Source organism: Actinomycetospora sp. NBRC 106378 (genome assembly GCF_030269685.1).
Lineage (GTDB): Bacteria > Actinomycetota > Actinomycetes > Mycobacteriales > Pseudonocardiaceae > Actinomycetospora.
In genome coordinates, this window is the sequence record NZ_BSTT01000003.1 from 365,782 (window position 1) to 378,702 (window position 12,921).

Annotated in this window: 16 protein-coding genes and 1 tRNA gene; 10 read left to right on the forward strand and 7 right to left on the reverse strand. The window is 74.0% G+C overall.

Annotation, left to right across the window (positions count from 1 at the left end):
* The gene (locus QSK00_RS10130; protein WP_502872034.1) at nucleotides 1-378 is read left to right on the forward strand and encodes a DUF5997 family protein; all 378 of its coding nucleotides are present in this window, start codon (nucleotides 1-3) and stop codon (nucleotides 376-378) included.
* Between the two features lie 6 nt (nucleotides 379-384).
* Here QSK00_RS10130 and QSK00_RS30495 read toward each other — a convergent pair whose 3' ends face one another.
* Both QSK00_RS30495 and QSK00_RS10150 read right to left on the reverse strand, forming a co-directional pair.
* Nucleotides 385-1,320, reverse strand: coding sequence for a cold-shock protein (locus QSK00_RS30495; RefSeq protein ID WP_502872025.1), 936 nt, complete (start codon nucleotides 1,318-1,320; stop codon nucleotides 385-387).
* 91 nt (nucleotides 1,321-1,411) lie between these two features.
* Nucleotides 1,412-1,495: transfer RNA gene (locus QSK00_RS10150), tRNA-Leu, on the reverse strand.
* A 64-nt stretch (nucleotides 1,496-1,559) separates the two neighbouring features.
* Here QSK00_RS10150 and QSK00_RS10155 point away from each other — a divergent pair.
* Genes QSK00_RS10155 through QSK00_RS10165 form a run of 3 tightly spaced genes read left to right on the forward strand, consistent with a single transcriptional unit; the run spans nucleotide 1,560 to nucleotide 4,593 of the window.
* Nucleotides 1,560-2,876, forward strand: coding sequence for a M20/M25/M40 family metallo-hydrolase (locus tag QSK00_RS10155; RefSeq protein ID WP_285590173.1), 1,317 nt, complete (start codon nucleotides 1,560-1,562; stop codon nucleotides 2,874-2,876).
* Nucleotides 2,870-3,625 carry an SDR family oxidoreductase gene (locus QSK00_RS10160; protein WP_285590174.1) on the forward strand — a complete coding sequence of 252 codons (756 nt, stop codon included), beginning with the start codon at nucleotides 2,870-2,872 and terminating at the stop codon, nucleotides 3,623-3,625. Before QSK00_RS10155 ends, QSK00_RS10160 begins: the two co-directional genes overlap by 7 nt.
* 2 nt (nucleotides 3,626-3,627) lie before the next feature.
* Entirely contained in the window at nucleotides 3,628-4,593 is a 966-nt protein-coding gene (locus QSK00_RS10165) for an NADPH:quinone oxidoreductase family protein (RefSeq protein WP_285590177.1), read from the forward strand.
* A 205-nt stretch (nucleotides 4,594-4,798) separates the two neighbouring features.
* Here the strand turns inward: QSK00_RS10165 and QSK00_RS10170 are convergent, their stop codons facing one another.
* The gene (locus QSK00_RS10170; protein WP_026204717.1) at nucleotides 4,799-5,014 is read right to left on the reverse strand and encodes a DUF5703 family protein; all 216 of its coding nucleotides are present in this window, start codon (nucleotides 5,012-5,014) and stop codon (nucleotides 4,799-4,801) included.
* A 68-nt stretch (nucleotides 5,015-5,082) separates the two neighbouring features.
* Nucleotides 5,083-6,069, reverse strand: coding sequence for an aldo/keto reductase (locus tag QSK00_RS10175; protein ID WP_285590180.1), 987 nt, complete (start codon nucleotides 6,067-6,069; stop codon nucleotides 5,083-5,085).
* Between the two features lie 83 nt (nucleotides 6,070-6,152).
* Here QSK00_RS10175 and QSK00_RS10180 point away from each other — a divergent pair, with 83 nt between their 5' ends.
* The 6 genes from QSK00_RS10180 (at nucleotide 6,153) to QSK00_RS10205 (ending at nucleotide 11,433) form a co-directional block, all read left to right on the forward strand.
* A complete protein-coding gene (locus QSK00_RS10180; RefSeq protein WP_285590626.1) occupies nucleotides 6,153-6,986 on the forward strand; it encodes an undecaprenyl-diphosphate phosphatase in 834 nt (277 codons plus the stop codon).
* Between the two features lie 37 nt (nucleotides 6,987-7,023).
* Complete coding sequence (locus tag QSK00_RS10185) at nucleotides 7,024-7,746, forward strand: histidine phosphatase family protein (RefSeq protein WP_285590182.1); 723 nt, start codon at nucleotides 7,024-7,026, stop codon at nucleotides 7,744-7,746.
* A gap of 70 nt (nucleotides 7,747-7,816) precedes the next feature.
* Entirely contained in the window at nucleotides 7,817-8,386 is a 570-nt protein-coding gene (locus QSK00_RS10190; RefSeq protein WP_285590184.1) for a DUF3090 domain-containing protein, read from the forward strand.
* Nucleotides 8,387-8,429: 43 nt separating this feature from the next.
* The gene (locus QSK00_RS10195) at nucleotides 8,430-9,260 is read left to right on the forward strand and encodes an SCO1664 family protein (protein WP_285590186.1); all 831 of its coding nucleotides are present in this window, start codon (nucleotides 8,430-8,432) and stop codon (nucleotides 9,258-9,260) included.
* A 2-nt stretch (nucleotides 9,261-9,262) separates the two neighbouring features.
* Nucleotides 9,263-10,201, forward strand: a complete 939-nt coding sequence (locus QSK00_RS10200; RefSeq protein ID WP_285590187.1) for an MBL fold metallo-hydrolase — start codon at nucleotides 9,263-9,265, stop codon at nucleotides 10,199-10,201.
* Complete coding sequence (locus QSK00_RS10205; RefSeq protein ID WP_285590188.1) at nucleotides 10,198-11,433, forward strand: MFS transporter; 1,236 nt, start codon at nucleotides 10,198-10,200, stop codon at nucleotides 11,431-11,433. The genes QSK00_RS10200 and QSK00_RS10205 overlap by 4 nt, the downstream gene beginning before the upstream one ends.
* Nucleotides 11,434-11,634: 201 nt before the next feature.
* On the opposite strand, the gene QSK00_RS10210 is transcribed toward QSK00_RS10205, so the two are convergent.
* Genes QSK00_RS10210 through QSK00_RS10220 form a run of 3 tightly spaced genes read right to left on the reverse strand, consistent with a single transcriptional unit; the run spans nucleotide 11,635 to nucleotide 12,877 of the window.
* Nucleotides 11,635-12,066, reverse strand: a complete 432-nt coding sequence (locus QSK00_RS10210) for an excalibur calcium-binding domain-containing protein (protein ID WP_285590191.1) — start codon at nucleotides 12,064-12,066, stop codon at nucleotides 11,635-11,637.
* An 11-nt stretch (nucleotides 12,067-12,077) separates the two neighbouring features.
* Entirely contained in the window at nucleotides 12,078-12,716 is a 639-nt protein-coding gene (locus tag QSK00_RS10215; protein ID WP_285590192.1) for a class F sortase, read from the reverse strand.
* The gene (locus QSK00_RS10220; protein WP_285590193.1) at nucleotides 12,716-12,877 is read right to left on the reverse strand and encodes a hypothetical protein; all 162 of its coding nucleotides are present in this window, start codon (nucleotides 12,875-12,877) and stop codon (nucleotides 12,716-12,718) included. The genes QSK00_RS10215 and QSK00_RS10220 overlap by 1 nt, the downstream gene beginning before the upstream one ends.
* Between the last annotated feature and the right edge of the window lie 44 nt (nucleotides 12,878-12,921).

Below are 12,921 nucleotides of genomic sequence, written 5' to 3' on the forward strand. Positions count from 1 at the left end.
ATGAAGCCCGCGACGGCGGCGAAGAAGCTCGGCGTGCTCCTCGACGCGACCCCGGCGGAGTTCCAGGAGGGCGTGGTCTCCCGCGAGGAGCTCGACGCCCTGCAGGCCGACCCGCCGGAGTGGCTGCGCGACCTGCGTCGCGACGGTCCGCACCCCCGCCCCGTCGTCGCCGACCGGCTCGGGGTGTCGATCTCCGGGCTGGCCCGGGCCGAGATCACCGAGCCGCTGACGACGGCGCAGATCGCGGCGATCAAGGAGGAGCAGCCCGAGTGGCTGCGCAACGAGCGCAACCTGCGCGCCGAGACCCAGCGCGAGGAGGCCCGGCTGAAGGCGGAGAAGGCGGGGCAGGCCGAGCGGCCGAAGAGGGCGAAGGCCTGATCCCGCTCAGAGACGCTCGACGCGGTCGGCCTGCGGGCCCCGGTCGCTCTGCCGCACCTTGTAGCGGACCCGGTCACCCTTCTGCAGCGGCTCCGACCCCACGACCACGGACACGTGGAGGAAGAGGTCGTCGCCGCCCGCGTCCGGGGTGATGAACCCGAAGCCGCGCTCGTCGTCGTAGCGCGCGACGACGCCCTCACCACCTCGTGCGGGGGCGCTCTTCGACGCCGGCTTCGCGGCTGGTGCCGGCCGCTTCGGCGCCGCCGGCGGCTCGGCCGCCCGCACCAGGCCCACGTCGCGGGCCTGCGGGCCCCGGTCGCCCGCGGCCACGTCGTAGACGACCCGGTCGCCCTCCGCAAGCCACGTCAGCCCCTCGGCCAGGGCGCGGACGTGCACGAAGACGTCCCCGTCGCCGGAGTCGGGGGTGATGAAGCCGAAGCCCTTGTCCTCGTCGTACCAGGCCACCGTGCCGTCGGCCCCGTCGCCGGTGCCGGTCGCGGCGGGTGGACCGACGTCGGCTCCCAGCGGGATCACGTGCCCGGCCTGCGGGCCACGCTCGCCCTCGACCATCACGAAGGCCACCCGCTGTCCCTCGGCGACCACCCCGCCGGTCACGATCGCGGAGCTGTGCACGAAGACGTCGGCACCGCCGCCGTCCGGCTTCGCGAAGCCGTATCCCTTGGCCGGCTCGTACCAGGTCACGGTGCCGAGCTGCCCCACGGCGGCGTCGGCGGCCGCGTCGGCGGTGACGCGGACCCGCAGCGCCTGCGGCCCGCGGTCGTTCTCGCCGAGCTCGAACTCGACGGCCTGCCCCTCGCGCAGCACCGTCCCGTCCCCGAGGACCGCGGAGGCGTGCACGAACACGTCCGGCGAGCCGTCGTCGGGGGCGAGGAAGCCGAACCCCCGCTCCACGTCGAACCAACGGACGGTTCCCTGCGGCATCGGAGGCTCCGGTTCGAACGGGGGACGGGCACGGATGACCCGTCGTCGGGAAAGACAAAAAAGGGCCGTCGGATCGACGGCCCTTCGTGTGTGTCCGAGGGGGGACTTGAACCCCCACCCCCTACTCGGGGACTAGCACCTCAAGCTAGCGCGTCTGCCATTCCGCCACTCGGACCTGCAGGAAAGGAGCTTACGCGACGCCTCTGCTGCCGATCACGGGGGGTGGCAGGATGCGCCGCATGGGTGCCGCCGAGGACGAGGTCGTGCAGCTCACGAGCGAGCTGATCCAGATCGACAGCAGCAACACCGGCGAGCTGGAGACGACGACGGGGGAGGCCGAGGCCGCCCGGTACGTCGACGCGAAGCTGCGCGAGGTCGGCTACGAGACCGAGATCGTCGAGTCCGGCGCGCCGGGCCGCGACAACGTCTTCTGCCGTCTGGAGGGCGCCGACCGGTCCCGCCCGGCGCTGCTCGTGCACGGGCACCTCGACGTGGTCCCGTTCAACGCCGAGGAGTGGTCGGTCCACCCGCTCTCGGGCGCGGTCCGGGAGGGCTACGTCTGGGGCCGCGGCGCGGTCGACATGAAGGACATGGACGCGATGATCCTGGCGCTCGCGCGCCAGTTCAAGGCGGAGGGGATCGTGCCCCCGCGCGACATCGTGTTCGCCTTCCTCGCCGACGAGGAGGCGGGCGGCGCCTACGGGTCGCACTGGCTCACCGAGCACCGTCCCGACCTGTTCGAGGGCTGCTCCGAGGCACTCGGCGAGGTCGGCGGCTTCTCGGTGACCCTCGGCGAGGACGTGCGCGTCTACCCCGTCATGACGGCGGAGAAGTCGATCGCCTGGATGAAGCTGCGGGTGCGCTCGCGCCCCGGGCACGGCTCGATGATCCACGACGAGAACGCCGTGACGATCCTGTCCGAGGCCGTCGCCCGGCTCGGCCGGCACCGCTTCCCGCTCACGTTGACCGAGTCGGTGCAGGGCTTCTTCGACGAGGTCACGACGCTGACCGGCATCGAGTTCCCGACCGACTCGGCCGCCGCCCTCGACGGCGCCGTCGCGAAGCTGGGCGGGGTGGCCCGCGTGGTCGGCGCGACCACCCGCGACACCGCCAACCCGACGATGCTGCAGGCCGGCTACAAGGCCAACGTCATCCCGTCGACCGCCGAGGCCACCGTCGACTGCCGCGTGCTCCCCGGGCGCCAGGAGGCCTTCGAGCGCGAGCTCGACGAGATCCTGGGGCCCGACGTCGAGCGGGAGTGGATCCGCAACCTGCCCGCCGTCGAGACCGAGTTCTCCGGCGAGCTCGTCGACTGCATCACCGCCGCGGTCCGGGCCGAGGACGGCGACGCGCACACGCTGCCCTACATGATGTCGGGCGGCACCGACGCCAAGGCGTTCGAGCAGCTCGGGATGCGCTGCTTCGGGTTCGCGCCGCTGCGCCTGCCCCCGGACCTCGACTTCACCGCGCTCTTCCACGGCATCGACGAGCGGGTCCCGGTCGACGCGCTGCACTTCGGCGTGCGGGTGCTGGAGAGGATTCTGAAGACGTGCTGACCGCACTGGTGACCGGCGGCGCCTCCGGGATCGGCGAGGCGGTGTCCCGGCGGCTCGCGGCGGCCGGGGCGAAGGTCGGCGTGGTCGACCGCGACGCCGTGGCCGCCGCGAAGGTGGCGGCGGAGATCGACGGGCTGGCCGTGGCCTGCGACGTCACCTCGGAGACGGCGCTGTCGAGCGCGTTCGCCGAGGTCGAGTCGTGGGGCGGGCGGCTCGACGTCGTGCACCTCAACGCGGGCTCCGTGGGCGGCCAGTCCGGGATCACCGATCTCGACGTCGAGGCCTACCGCCGCGTCGTCGGCGTCAACGTCGACCACGTGGTGTTCGGCCTCAACGCCGCCGTGCCGGCCCTGCGCCGCGCGGGCGGCGGGACGATCATCGCGACGGCGTCGCTGGCCGGCCTGGTCCCGCTGCCCGGCGACGCGATCTACACGCTGACCAAGCACGCCGTGGTGGGCTACGTCCGGTCGGCGGCCGCGACCCTGGCGCCGGAGGGCATCCGCGCGATGGCGCTCTGCCCGGGGTTCGCCGACACGGCGCTCATCGCGCACATCAAGGAGCAGTTCGGCGGCTTCCCGCTCCTGACGGCGGACGACGTCGCCGACGCCGTCGACGCGATGCTCGACCGCGGCGAGCCGGGGGAGTGCTGGTTCGTGCAGCCCGGCCGCGAGCCGGGACCGTACGGGTTCCGCGGGGTGCCGGGTCCCGTGTCCCGCGAGGCGCCGCCGTCGCTCGAGTGGGAGGGCTGACGATGCGCGGCTGGACGGTCACGTCGTTCGGGGAGCCGCGCGACGTCCTGTCGCTCACGGACCTGCCCGAGCCCGCGGTGGGTTCCGGACGGCGGGTGGTGCGGGTCGAGGCGTCCTCGGTCAACTTCGCGGACATCCTGTACTGCCGCGGGACGTACCAGGAGAAACCGCCGCTGCCGTTCACCCCGGGCCTCGAGGTCGCGGGCGTCGACGTCGAGACCGGCGAGCGGGTCTTCGGCCCCGCCGCGATGCCGCACGGCGGGTACGCGGAGTACGCCTCGCTCGCCTGGGCGTACCCCTGGCCCGACGGCATGTCCGCGGCCCAGGCGTCCGGCTTCTGGGTGGCGTACCAGACGGGCTGGTGCGCCCTGCAGCACCGGACGACGCTCTCGGCCGGCGAGACGCTGCTCGTGCACGCCGCGGCCGGGGGAGTCGGGGCGGCGGCGGTGCAGCTCGGCAAGGCCGCGGGGGCACGGGTGATCGCGACGGTGGGTTCGTCCGACAAGGCGGCGGTCGCCCGCTCGCTCGGCGCGGACGAGGTGCTGGTGGTCGGCGAGGCGTCCGAGTTCATCGCACCGGTGAAGGAGCTGACCGACGGGCGGGGCGTGGACGTCGTCTACGACCCCGTCGGCGGCGACACCTTCGACGCCTCCCGCCGCGTCATCGCCTGGGAGGGCCGCCTCCTCGTCATCGGGTTCGCGGGCGGGCGGATCGCCGACGCCCCGACCAACCACGCGCTCGTGAAGAACTACGACGTCGTGGGCGTGCACTGGGCCGCGTACCAGAAGCGCTCGCCCGAGCTGATCGATGCGTGGCAGCGGGAGCTCGAGGCGCTGTGGGCCCGGCGCGCGATCAACCCGCTCGTGGGCGCCGAGTACTCCCTCGAGCAGCTCCCCGACGCGCTGGACGCGATCGCTGCCCGGACGACGACGGGGCGGGTGGTGGTCGTCCCCGGCAGCCCGTCCTGAGCGAAGGGCACCTTCGGTCTGACAGGCAGGCCGTGGGCGCCCCTCGCCGGTCGGCCGTCCCCGCCGAGGTCCACATGAGGCAGGTCCCGCCGCCTCGGACCCTGCCTCACGTGAACCTCGCGAACCGGCCGCACCCGCCGTCGGGAAGGCGGGTTTCCTGCCACTGGATGCCGGCAACGACGCTTTCCTGCCGCGGGGGCAGGGCTCAGACGGTCACGGCCTCACGCATCCGCGAGAGCTTGCGGCGCAGCCACACCTTCCGCGTGCCGTCGGCGTAGAGCAGCGTCCGCGCCAGCTCCCAGCCGCCGAACTGCGCGCGCAGCCCGAGCTCGGCCGTGGCGTTCAGCCGCGACACGTCGCGCGGCAGGCGGATCGGCTGGTACTCCCAGTCGCCGTCGACGACGCCGGCCTCGAGGGTCATTCCGGCGGGGACGGACCGCTGCGGGTCACTCACGTGCAACCTCCTGGTCGACCGCCGACCACCGTACGTCAGGTCCAGGGTGCGGGGGCATCCTCGATCGACTCCCCGCCCACGGGCACCAGCGGTGAGGAGGACACGTCGTCGAGCGCGCCCCGGATCGCGGGCGGGAGGGTGAGCTCCTCCGCGGCGAGGGACCCGAGGAGCTGCGCGCCGTCCCGCGCCCCGACGACCGGGGCGACGACCCCGGGCCGGTCCCGCACCCACGCGAGCGCCACGGCGAGCGGCGAGGTGCCCAGCCCGTGCGCCGCGGTGACCACCGCCTGCACGATCCGGGCGGCCCGGTCGGTGCGGCGCGCGTCGACGTAGGGGCCGAGGTGCGCCGACGCGCCGCGGGAGTCGGCCGGGGTGCCGTCGCGGTACTTCCCGGTGAGCACGCCGCGCCCGAGCGGACCCCAGGGGAGCAGGCCGAGCCCGTGGTAGTCGGCCGCGGGGAGCACCTCGTCCTCCACCCCGCGGTCGAGCAGCGAGTACTCCGACTGCACGCTGACCAGCGGCAGGCCCGCCGACCGTGCGGCGGCCGCGACCTGCCAGCCCGCGTAGTTCGCCACCCCGGCGTAGCGCACCCGGCCCGAGGAGACGGCGAGGTCGACCGCGGAGAGCGTCTCGTCGAGCGGCACGTCGGGGTCCCAGGCGTGCAGCTGCCACAGGTCGACGTAGTCGGTGCCCATCCGGGCGAGCGAGGCGTCCAGCGAGGCCAGCAACGAGGAGCGTGAGGCGCCGCCGCCGAAGGGGCCGTCCTCGCGGCGGGCCCCGGCCTTGGTGGCCACGACCACCTCGGTGCGCGGGATCACGTCGGCGAACAGCCCGCCGAGGATCGCCTCGGCCTCGCCGTCGGCGTAGACGTCGGCGGTGTCGACGAGCGTGCCCCCGGCGTCGAGGAAGGCCAGCAGCGCGGCGCCGGCCTCGTCGGCGTCCGTGTCGCGCCCCCAGGTCATGGTGCCGAGGGCGAGGCGCGAGACCCGTAGCCCGCTGGCACCGAGGCGTCGCTGTTCCACGGGCCCGGAGCGTAAAGGGAGGCACGGCGACACCGACCGACGACACCCGCAGCGACGTCCGATACCGTCCCGTTCCCGTGCAGATGAGCTGGTTGGAGTCGATCACCCTCGGGCTGGTCCAGGGGCTGACGGAGTTCCTCCCCGTCTCCTCGTCGGCCCATCTGCGGTTCACCTCGGCCTTCTTCTTCGGTCACGACGCCGGGTCCGCGTTCACCGCGGTCTCCCAGCTCGGCACCGAGTTCGCCGTGCTCCTCTACTTCTGGCCGGACATCAAGCGGCTGGTCCTGGCCTGGTTCCGCGGTCTGCGGGACCGGGACCGGCGCGGCTACGACTACCGGCTGGCCTGGTACGTGGGGCTCGGGTCGCTGCCGATCGGCGTGGCGGGCCTGCTCTTCCAGGACCTCATCGACGGGCCGGCGCGCAACCTCGCGCTCAACGCCTCCGTGCTGATCGGGTTCGGCCTGGTCCTCGCGGCGGCCGAGAAGTACGGCCGGCAGCGGCGCGGCGCCGACCAGCTCACCCTGCGCGACGGCCTCCTCATGGGCCTCGGGCAGATGCTCGCCCTCATCCCGGGCGTCTCCCGCTCGGGGGCGACGACGAGCGCGGGCCTGTTCCTCGGGCTGGAGCGGGCCGTCGCGGTGCGCTTCTCGTTCCTGCTCGCGCTGCCCGCGGTGTTCGCGTCCGGCCTGTACAAGCTCAAGGACATCGGGGAGCCGGCCCTCCCGGGCCAGGTGACGTCGAGCTGGGGCCAGATCCTCGTCGCGACCCTCATCGCGTTCGGCGTCGGCTACGCCTCGATCGCGTGGCTGCTGCGCTACGTCGAGAACCACACCATCTATGTGTTCGTCTGGTACCGCGTGCTGCTCGGTCTGGTGGTGCTCCTGGCGGTGCTGGGCGGCATCGTCCCGGCCACCTGATCACCCCGATGGCACCACGGGTTTAGGGTGGGCGGACGTGACCACGGTGATCCTGCTCCGACACGGACGCTCGACCGCGAACGTCTCGGGGGTCCTGGCCGGGCGCGCACCCGGCGTCGGGCTCGACGACACGGGGCGGGCCCAGGCCGAGAAGCTCGTCGACCGGCTGGCGCAGCTGCCCATCGCCGCCGCCGTCCGCTCGCCGCTGCAGCGGTGCGCGGAGACGCTGTCCCCGCTGCTCGAGGCGCGGGGGCTGGACGCGGTCGTCGAGGACGACCTCGCCGAGGTCGACTACGGCGACTGGACCGGCAAGACCCTCGGGGAGCTCGGCAAGGAGGACCTCTGGAAGGTCGTCCAGGCGCACCCGTCGGCGGCGGTGTTCCCCGGCGGTGAGGGGCTCGCGCACGTGCAGCACCGCTCGGTCGCCGCGATCCGCCGCCACGCCGCGCGCATCGCCGAGGAGCACGGCCCGAAGGCCGTCTGGGTCGCCTGCAGCCACGGCGACGTGATCAAGTCGGTGGTGGCCGACGCCCTCGGGCTGCACCTCGACTCGTTCCAGCGGATCACGGTCGACCCGTCCTCGATCAGTGTGATCAGCTACACGCCGACCCGGCCCTTCGTGGTGCGGGTCAACGACACCGGTGGTGATCTCGCCTCGCTGGTGCCGAAGCCCGATCCGGAGCCCGGGACGGAGGGCGCCGAGGGGGCCGCCGAGCCGACCGCCGACGCGGTGGTCGGTGGCTCGACCGGCGTAAACTGACCGCGCGCATGACGAGCCGTCACGCCGGGAACTCACTCCCGGCCCGACCAGCACGACCAATCGAGGGGCCATGCCCAGGGTGATCCACGTCTTCCGCCAGCCCGACCGGTTCGTCGCCGGCACGGTCGGCGAGCCGGGCGACCGCTCGTTCTACCTGCAGGCCACCGAGTCGGCCCGCAAGGTGTCCGTGCTGCTCGAGAAGCAGCAGGTGTCGGTGCTCTCGGAGCGGATCGGCACGCTGTTGGAGGAGGTCTCGCGCCGCTTCGGCGCCGAGGTCCCGCCCACCACCCCGGAGAACGAGGTCGACACCTCGCCGCTGGACGTGCCGGTCGAGGAGGAGTTCCGCGTCGGCACGATGGGCCTCGGCTGGGACGCCGAGTCCCGCAACGTCGTGGTCGAGCTGCTCGCGGTCACCGAGGAGGAGGTCGACGAGTCCGTCGTCCTCGACGACACCGACGAGGGGCCCGACGCCCTGCGGGTGTTCCTCAGCCCGGAGCGGGCGCGCGCCTTCGCCACCCGCGCCGAGCGCGTCGTCTCCGCCGGGCGTCGTCTGTGCCCGCTGTGCACGCAGCCGCTCGACGCCGCCGGCCACGTCTGCCCCCGCCAGAACGGCTTCCGACGCGTCGCCGCCGAGTCGTGATGGGGCGGCCGAACACGCTCGTCGTGACACCGGGACGGAGCGCTTGACCGGGACCCAGAGCACGCCGGACCCGGTCGACGTCGACCGCCTCGAGGACCTGCTGCGGCGGGGGACCATCGACGTCGAGGGCCGCATGACCGACGCCTCGAACACCACGCTGTTCTGCTCGGTGACCCTCGACGGGGTCTCCGACCACTGCGTCTACAAGCCGGTCCGCGGTGAACGGCCGCTGTGGGACTTCCCCGACGGCACGCTCGCCGGCCGGGAGGTCGCGACCTACCTCGTGAGCAAGGCCGCGGGCTTCCACGTGGTGCCGCCGACGGTGCTGCGCGACGGCCCGTTCGGTCCCGGCATGGTCCAGCGGTGGATCGAGACCGACGACGAGCGCGAGCTCGTCGACGTCGTCGAACCGAAGCTGGTCCAGCCGGGGTGGCGGACGGTGCTGCGGGCGCGCGGGGCCGACGGCGAGCCCGCGCTGCTCGTGCACGCCGACGACCCGGGCCTGCGCCGCATGGCCGCGCTCGACGTCGTCGTCAACAACGCCGACCGCAAGGGCGGCCACGTGCTCGCCGGCGCCGACGGCCGCACCTACGGCGTCGACCACGGCATCTGCCTGCACCAGGAGACCAAGCTGCGCACCGTGCTGTGGGGCTGGGTCGGCGAACCGCTCGACGACGAGGTCAAGGACGGCCTGAAGCGGCTGCGTGCGGCGCTGTCCCCGGGCAACGCCGCGGAGCTCGGTGACGCCCTGAACGACCACATCACGCTGCGCGAGGTGAAGGCGCTGCGCTCGCGGACCGACCGGCTCCTGCACGACGACGAGCTGCCCTCGCCCTCGGGCGGCTGGCCACCGATCCCGTGGCCGGCCTTCTGAGCATGGCCGGCCCGCGCGACTTCGCCCACCGCCTCGACTCCCGGATGCTGAACCCGCTCGAGGTCGTGCAGCTCTACCGTTCGCGGCCGCCCCAGGCGGTCGCCGAGCGCGACGCGGCCCGGATCCCGGTCACGCCGGACGCGGAACTGCCGCACCCGTCGTCGGGCATGCTCGGCGTGACCTGGCTGGGGCACGCGTCCGCGCTGCTGTGGGTGGACGGGGTGACCGTGCTGGTCGACCCGGTGCTCTCCCCGGGCATCCCGGGCACCCGTCCCCGGCTGACCGTGCCGGGGCGGACGGTCCCGACGCTCCCGCACGTCGACGCGGTGCTGCTGAGCCACGACCACTACGACCACCTCGACGTGCGCACCCTCGGCGCCCTCCCGCGCACGACCCGGATCCTCGCCGGGCTGAACAGCGCCGCGTTCTTCCACGCCCGGGGGTTCACCGACGTCGTCGAGCTCGACTGGTGGTCCTCGGTCGGGTTCGCCGGGCTCTCCGGCGAGGTCCGCGTCGAGTTCGTGCCGTCGCGGCACTGGTCGCAGCGCACCCCGTTCGACCGGTTCCACCGGCTCTGGGGCGGCTGGATGGTGACCGGCTCCGACGGCCGGGCGGTCTACCACGCGGGCGACAGCGCCTTCGGACCCGTGTTCGGGCGGATCGCCGGACGGCACCGCCGCATCGAGATCGCCGCGCTGCCCGTCGGGGCCTACGCGCCGCGCGAGCTGCTGCGCACCGTGCACATGGACCCGGCCGAGGCGGTGCGGGCGGCCGAGGTGCTCGGGGTGCGTCGCGTGGTGCCGATCCACTGGGGCACGTTCGTGCTCTCCGGCGAACCCGTGCTCGAGCCCATCGAGGCGACCCGGCGCGCGTGGGCCCGCGCCGGCCGCGACCGCGACGACCTCTGGGAACTCCCGATCGGCGGGTCCCGCACGTTGTGAGGCTGCTCGTCTGGGGCACGGCGGTCGGCGCGTACGTCTGCTCGGTCGTGGGCCGCTCCGCCCTCGCCGCGACCGGGCCCGTCGCCGCCGAACGCTTCGGCGTCTCGGCGGGGGTGCTCTCGCTGCTCGCCGTGCTCTCGCTCGGCGTGTACGCCGCGCTGCAGATCCCGGCCGGCGTGCTGGTGGACCGCTTCGGGCCGAAACGGTTCATCGCGGGCGGGGCGGTGCTCGTCGCGGTGGGGCAGGTGCTGCTGGCCGTGGCGCCGTCGTTCCCGGTCGCGGTCGTCGGCCGGGTCCTCGCCGGAGCCGGCGACGCCGTCATGTTCGTGAGCATCCTGCGCCTGGTCCCCACCTGGTTCGCCCCGCGCCGCGTGCCCGTCGTCAACCAGCTCTCCGGCATCCTCGGCCAGTTCGGGCAGGCCGTGTCCGCCATCCCGCTCGCCGGCCTCGTCGTGAGCTCGGGCTGGACCGCGGCCTACCTCGTCGCGGGCGGGGCGACGGGCCTGGTGGCGGTCGCGGCCGCCCTGATCGTCCGGACCGGGCCGCTCGGGGTGTCCGGTGCAGCCGACGAGGGGCGCCTGCGCGAGGTCGTCGCCACCCCCGGCGCCCGGCTCGGCTTCTGGTGCCACTTCGCCTCACCGTTCTCGGCGAACGTCTTCGGCCTGCTCTGGGGCTTCCCGTTCCTGACGGCGGGTGAGGGCGTCCCGGTCGGTCCGGCGCGCGTGATGACCAGCGGGGTCGTCCTCGTGACGATCCTGTTCGGCCCGCTGTTCGGGGTGCTCTCCGGCCGGTTCCCGCACCGGCGGGTCACCGTGGTCGCCGCGTCGGTGGTGGCGCAGGCCCTCGCGTGGTGCCTGGTCCTCGCCTGGCCCGGCCCGGTGCCGTTCGCGCTGCTCGTGGTGCTGGTGGTGGTCCTCGCCAGCGGCGGGTCAGCCTCGCTCGTGGCGTTCGACGTCGCCCGCTCCGCCGTGCCGCCCGGCTCGATCGGCCGGGCGTCGGGGATGACGAACGTCGGCGGGTTCATCTCGTCGCTGCTCGTCGTCGCGCTCGTGGGGGTGCTGCTCGACCTGCAGGGCGCCGGTTCGCCCGCCGACTGGGACGTCGACGTCTTCCGCGTCGCCATGGCCGTGCACGTCCCCGTGCTGCTGGTCGGCCTGCTCGGGATGTGGTTCTCGCTGCGCCGCACGCGTGCCGACGACGGGTCGCGGGTCGCGGTGGGCGCCGTGCGCTGAGGTCGGTCGTGGGGTGAGCGGCGTCAGCGGTGGCACACGGCGGATGCTGGACGTCAGCAGCGCGCCACGCCCGGTCCGACCCCGCGAGACGTCACCCATCGGGCTCCGGCTGCCCCTCGACGTCACCACCGTTCGGCGAGACGTCTTCCATCGGGCTCCGGCTGCCCCCGGGAGCCCGATGAGAGACGTCTCGCAGGCCGGTCAGACGCGCGAGCGGGAGCGGCGGGCGCCGAGCAGCCCGGCGGCCGCGGCGAGGAGACCCCCGCCGACCCACCAGCCCGAACCGGTCTCGGTGCTGCCGTCGCCGGTCTCCGCCCCGCCCTCGGGGACGACCGTCACCTGGTCGGGCCGGGAGGACCCGGACGACGACACCGACTCGTCCTGACTCGTCGACCCGGTGCTGCCATCCGACCCGGAGCCGGACCCTGCGCCGTCCTTCTCGCAGGCAACGCCGTCCCCGTCGCTGTCGAGGTCGGCGCTGTAGGCGGGCGACGAGGCGGGGATGTTGTCGACGCCGGCAGCCGCGGCCTCCGTGCAGTTCGAGAACGTCTGCGCGGACGCCGTGCCGGCGAGCACGACCGGGGTGAGCACGAGGACCGCCGACACGGCGACGGCGGATGCGAGGCGCTTCACGGGTGTCTCCTTCATGGGGTGGACGTCCAGCCGTCGTAGGCGGCGAAGACGATGACGTTGTCGTCGTAGCGGTGGGCGGAGCGATCGAGGGCGCCGCCGCAGGTGATGAGCCGGAGCTGGGCGTCGCGGGTGTCGCCGTAGACCGCCGTCGTCGGGAACTCGTCCTTGTCCGCCTGGACGACCGTGGTGACGGTGAACGACGCCGTCCGCCCGTCCCGCCGCGTGACGGCGATGCGGTCGCCCTGCTCGACGTCGTCGAGATCGGCGAAGACGCCCTCGCGGCCGTCGCCGTTGACGTGCCCGACCACGACCGCCGGGCCGAGCTCCCCGGGCGTCGGACCGAGCCGGTACCAGCCGGCCTGCTCCGGGGTGTGGACCGACGGCACCTCGATGCGGCGCTGCGTGTCGACGCCCACGGGCTGGAGCGACGAGCACGCGTCGATGGACCCGACGGTGATCGAGATCGGGTCGGACGACGGGAGGGGCGTGCGGTCGAGATGGGTCGGCGGTCCGACCGGCGCGCACCGGGATGCGGCCGGAGGGACCGACACGAACGCCGCGAGCGCGAGAAGGACCGCGGCCACGACCGCGAGCGCGACCGTCGCCCGCGGCGGAGGCGTGCGGGCCAGGTCGTCGAGCAGTACCCGCATCAGTGGTGCGACATCGTGCGCCGGACCCACACCGCGATCCCGGCGAACAGGGCCAGGACCGCGGCGCCACCGAGGGTCATGCCGAGGACCCCCCGACCGGTCCCGGCCGTCATCACCAGGGCGAGCAGCCCCACCCCGGTCACCATCAGCGTCGTCTTCACGCGCGAGCCCCCCGACCCGGTCGACCCCGACGAACCGGACAGTT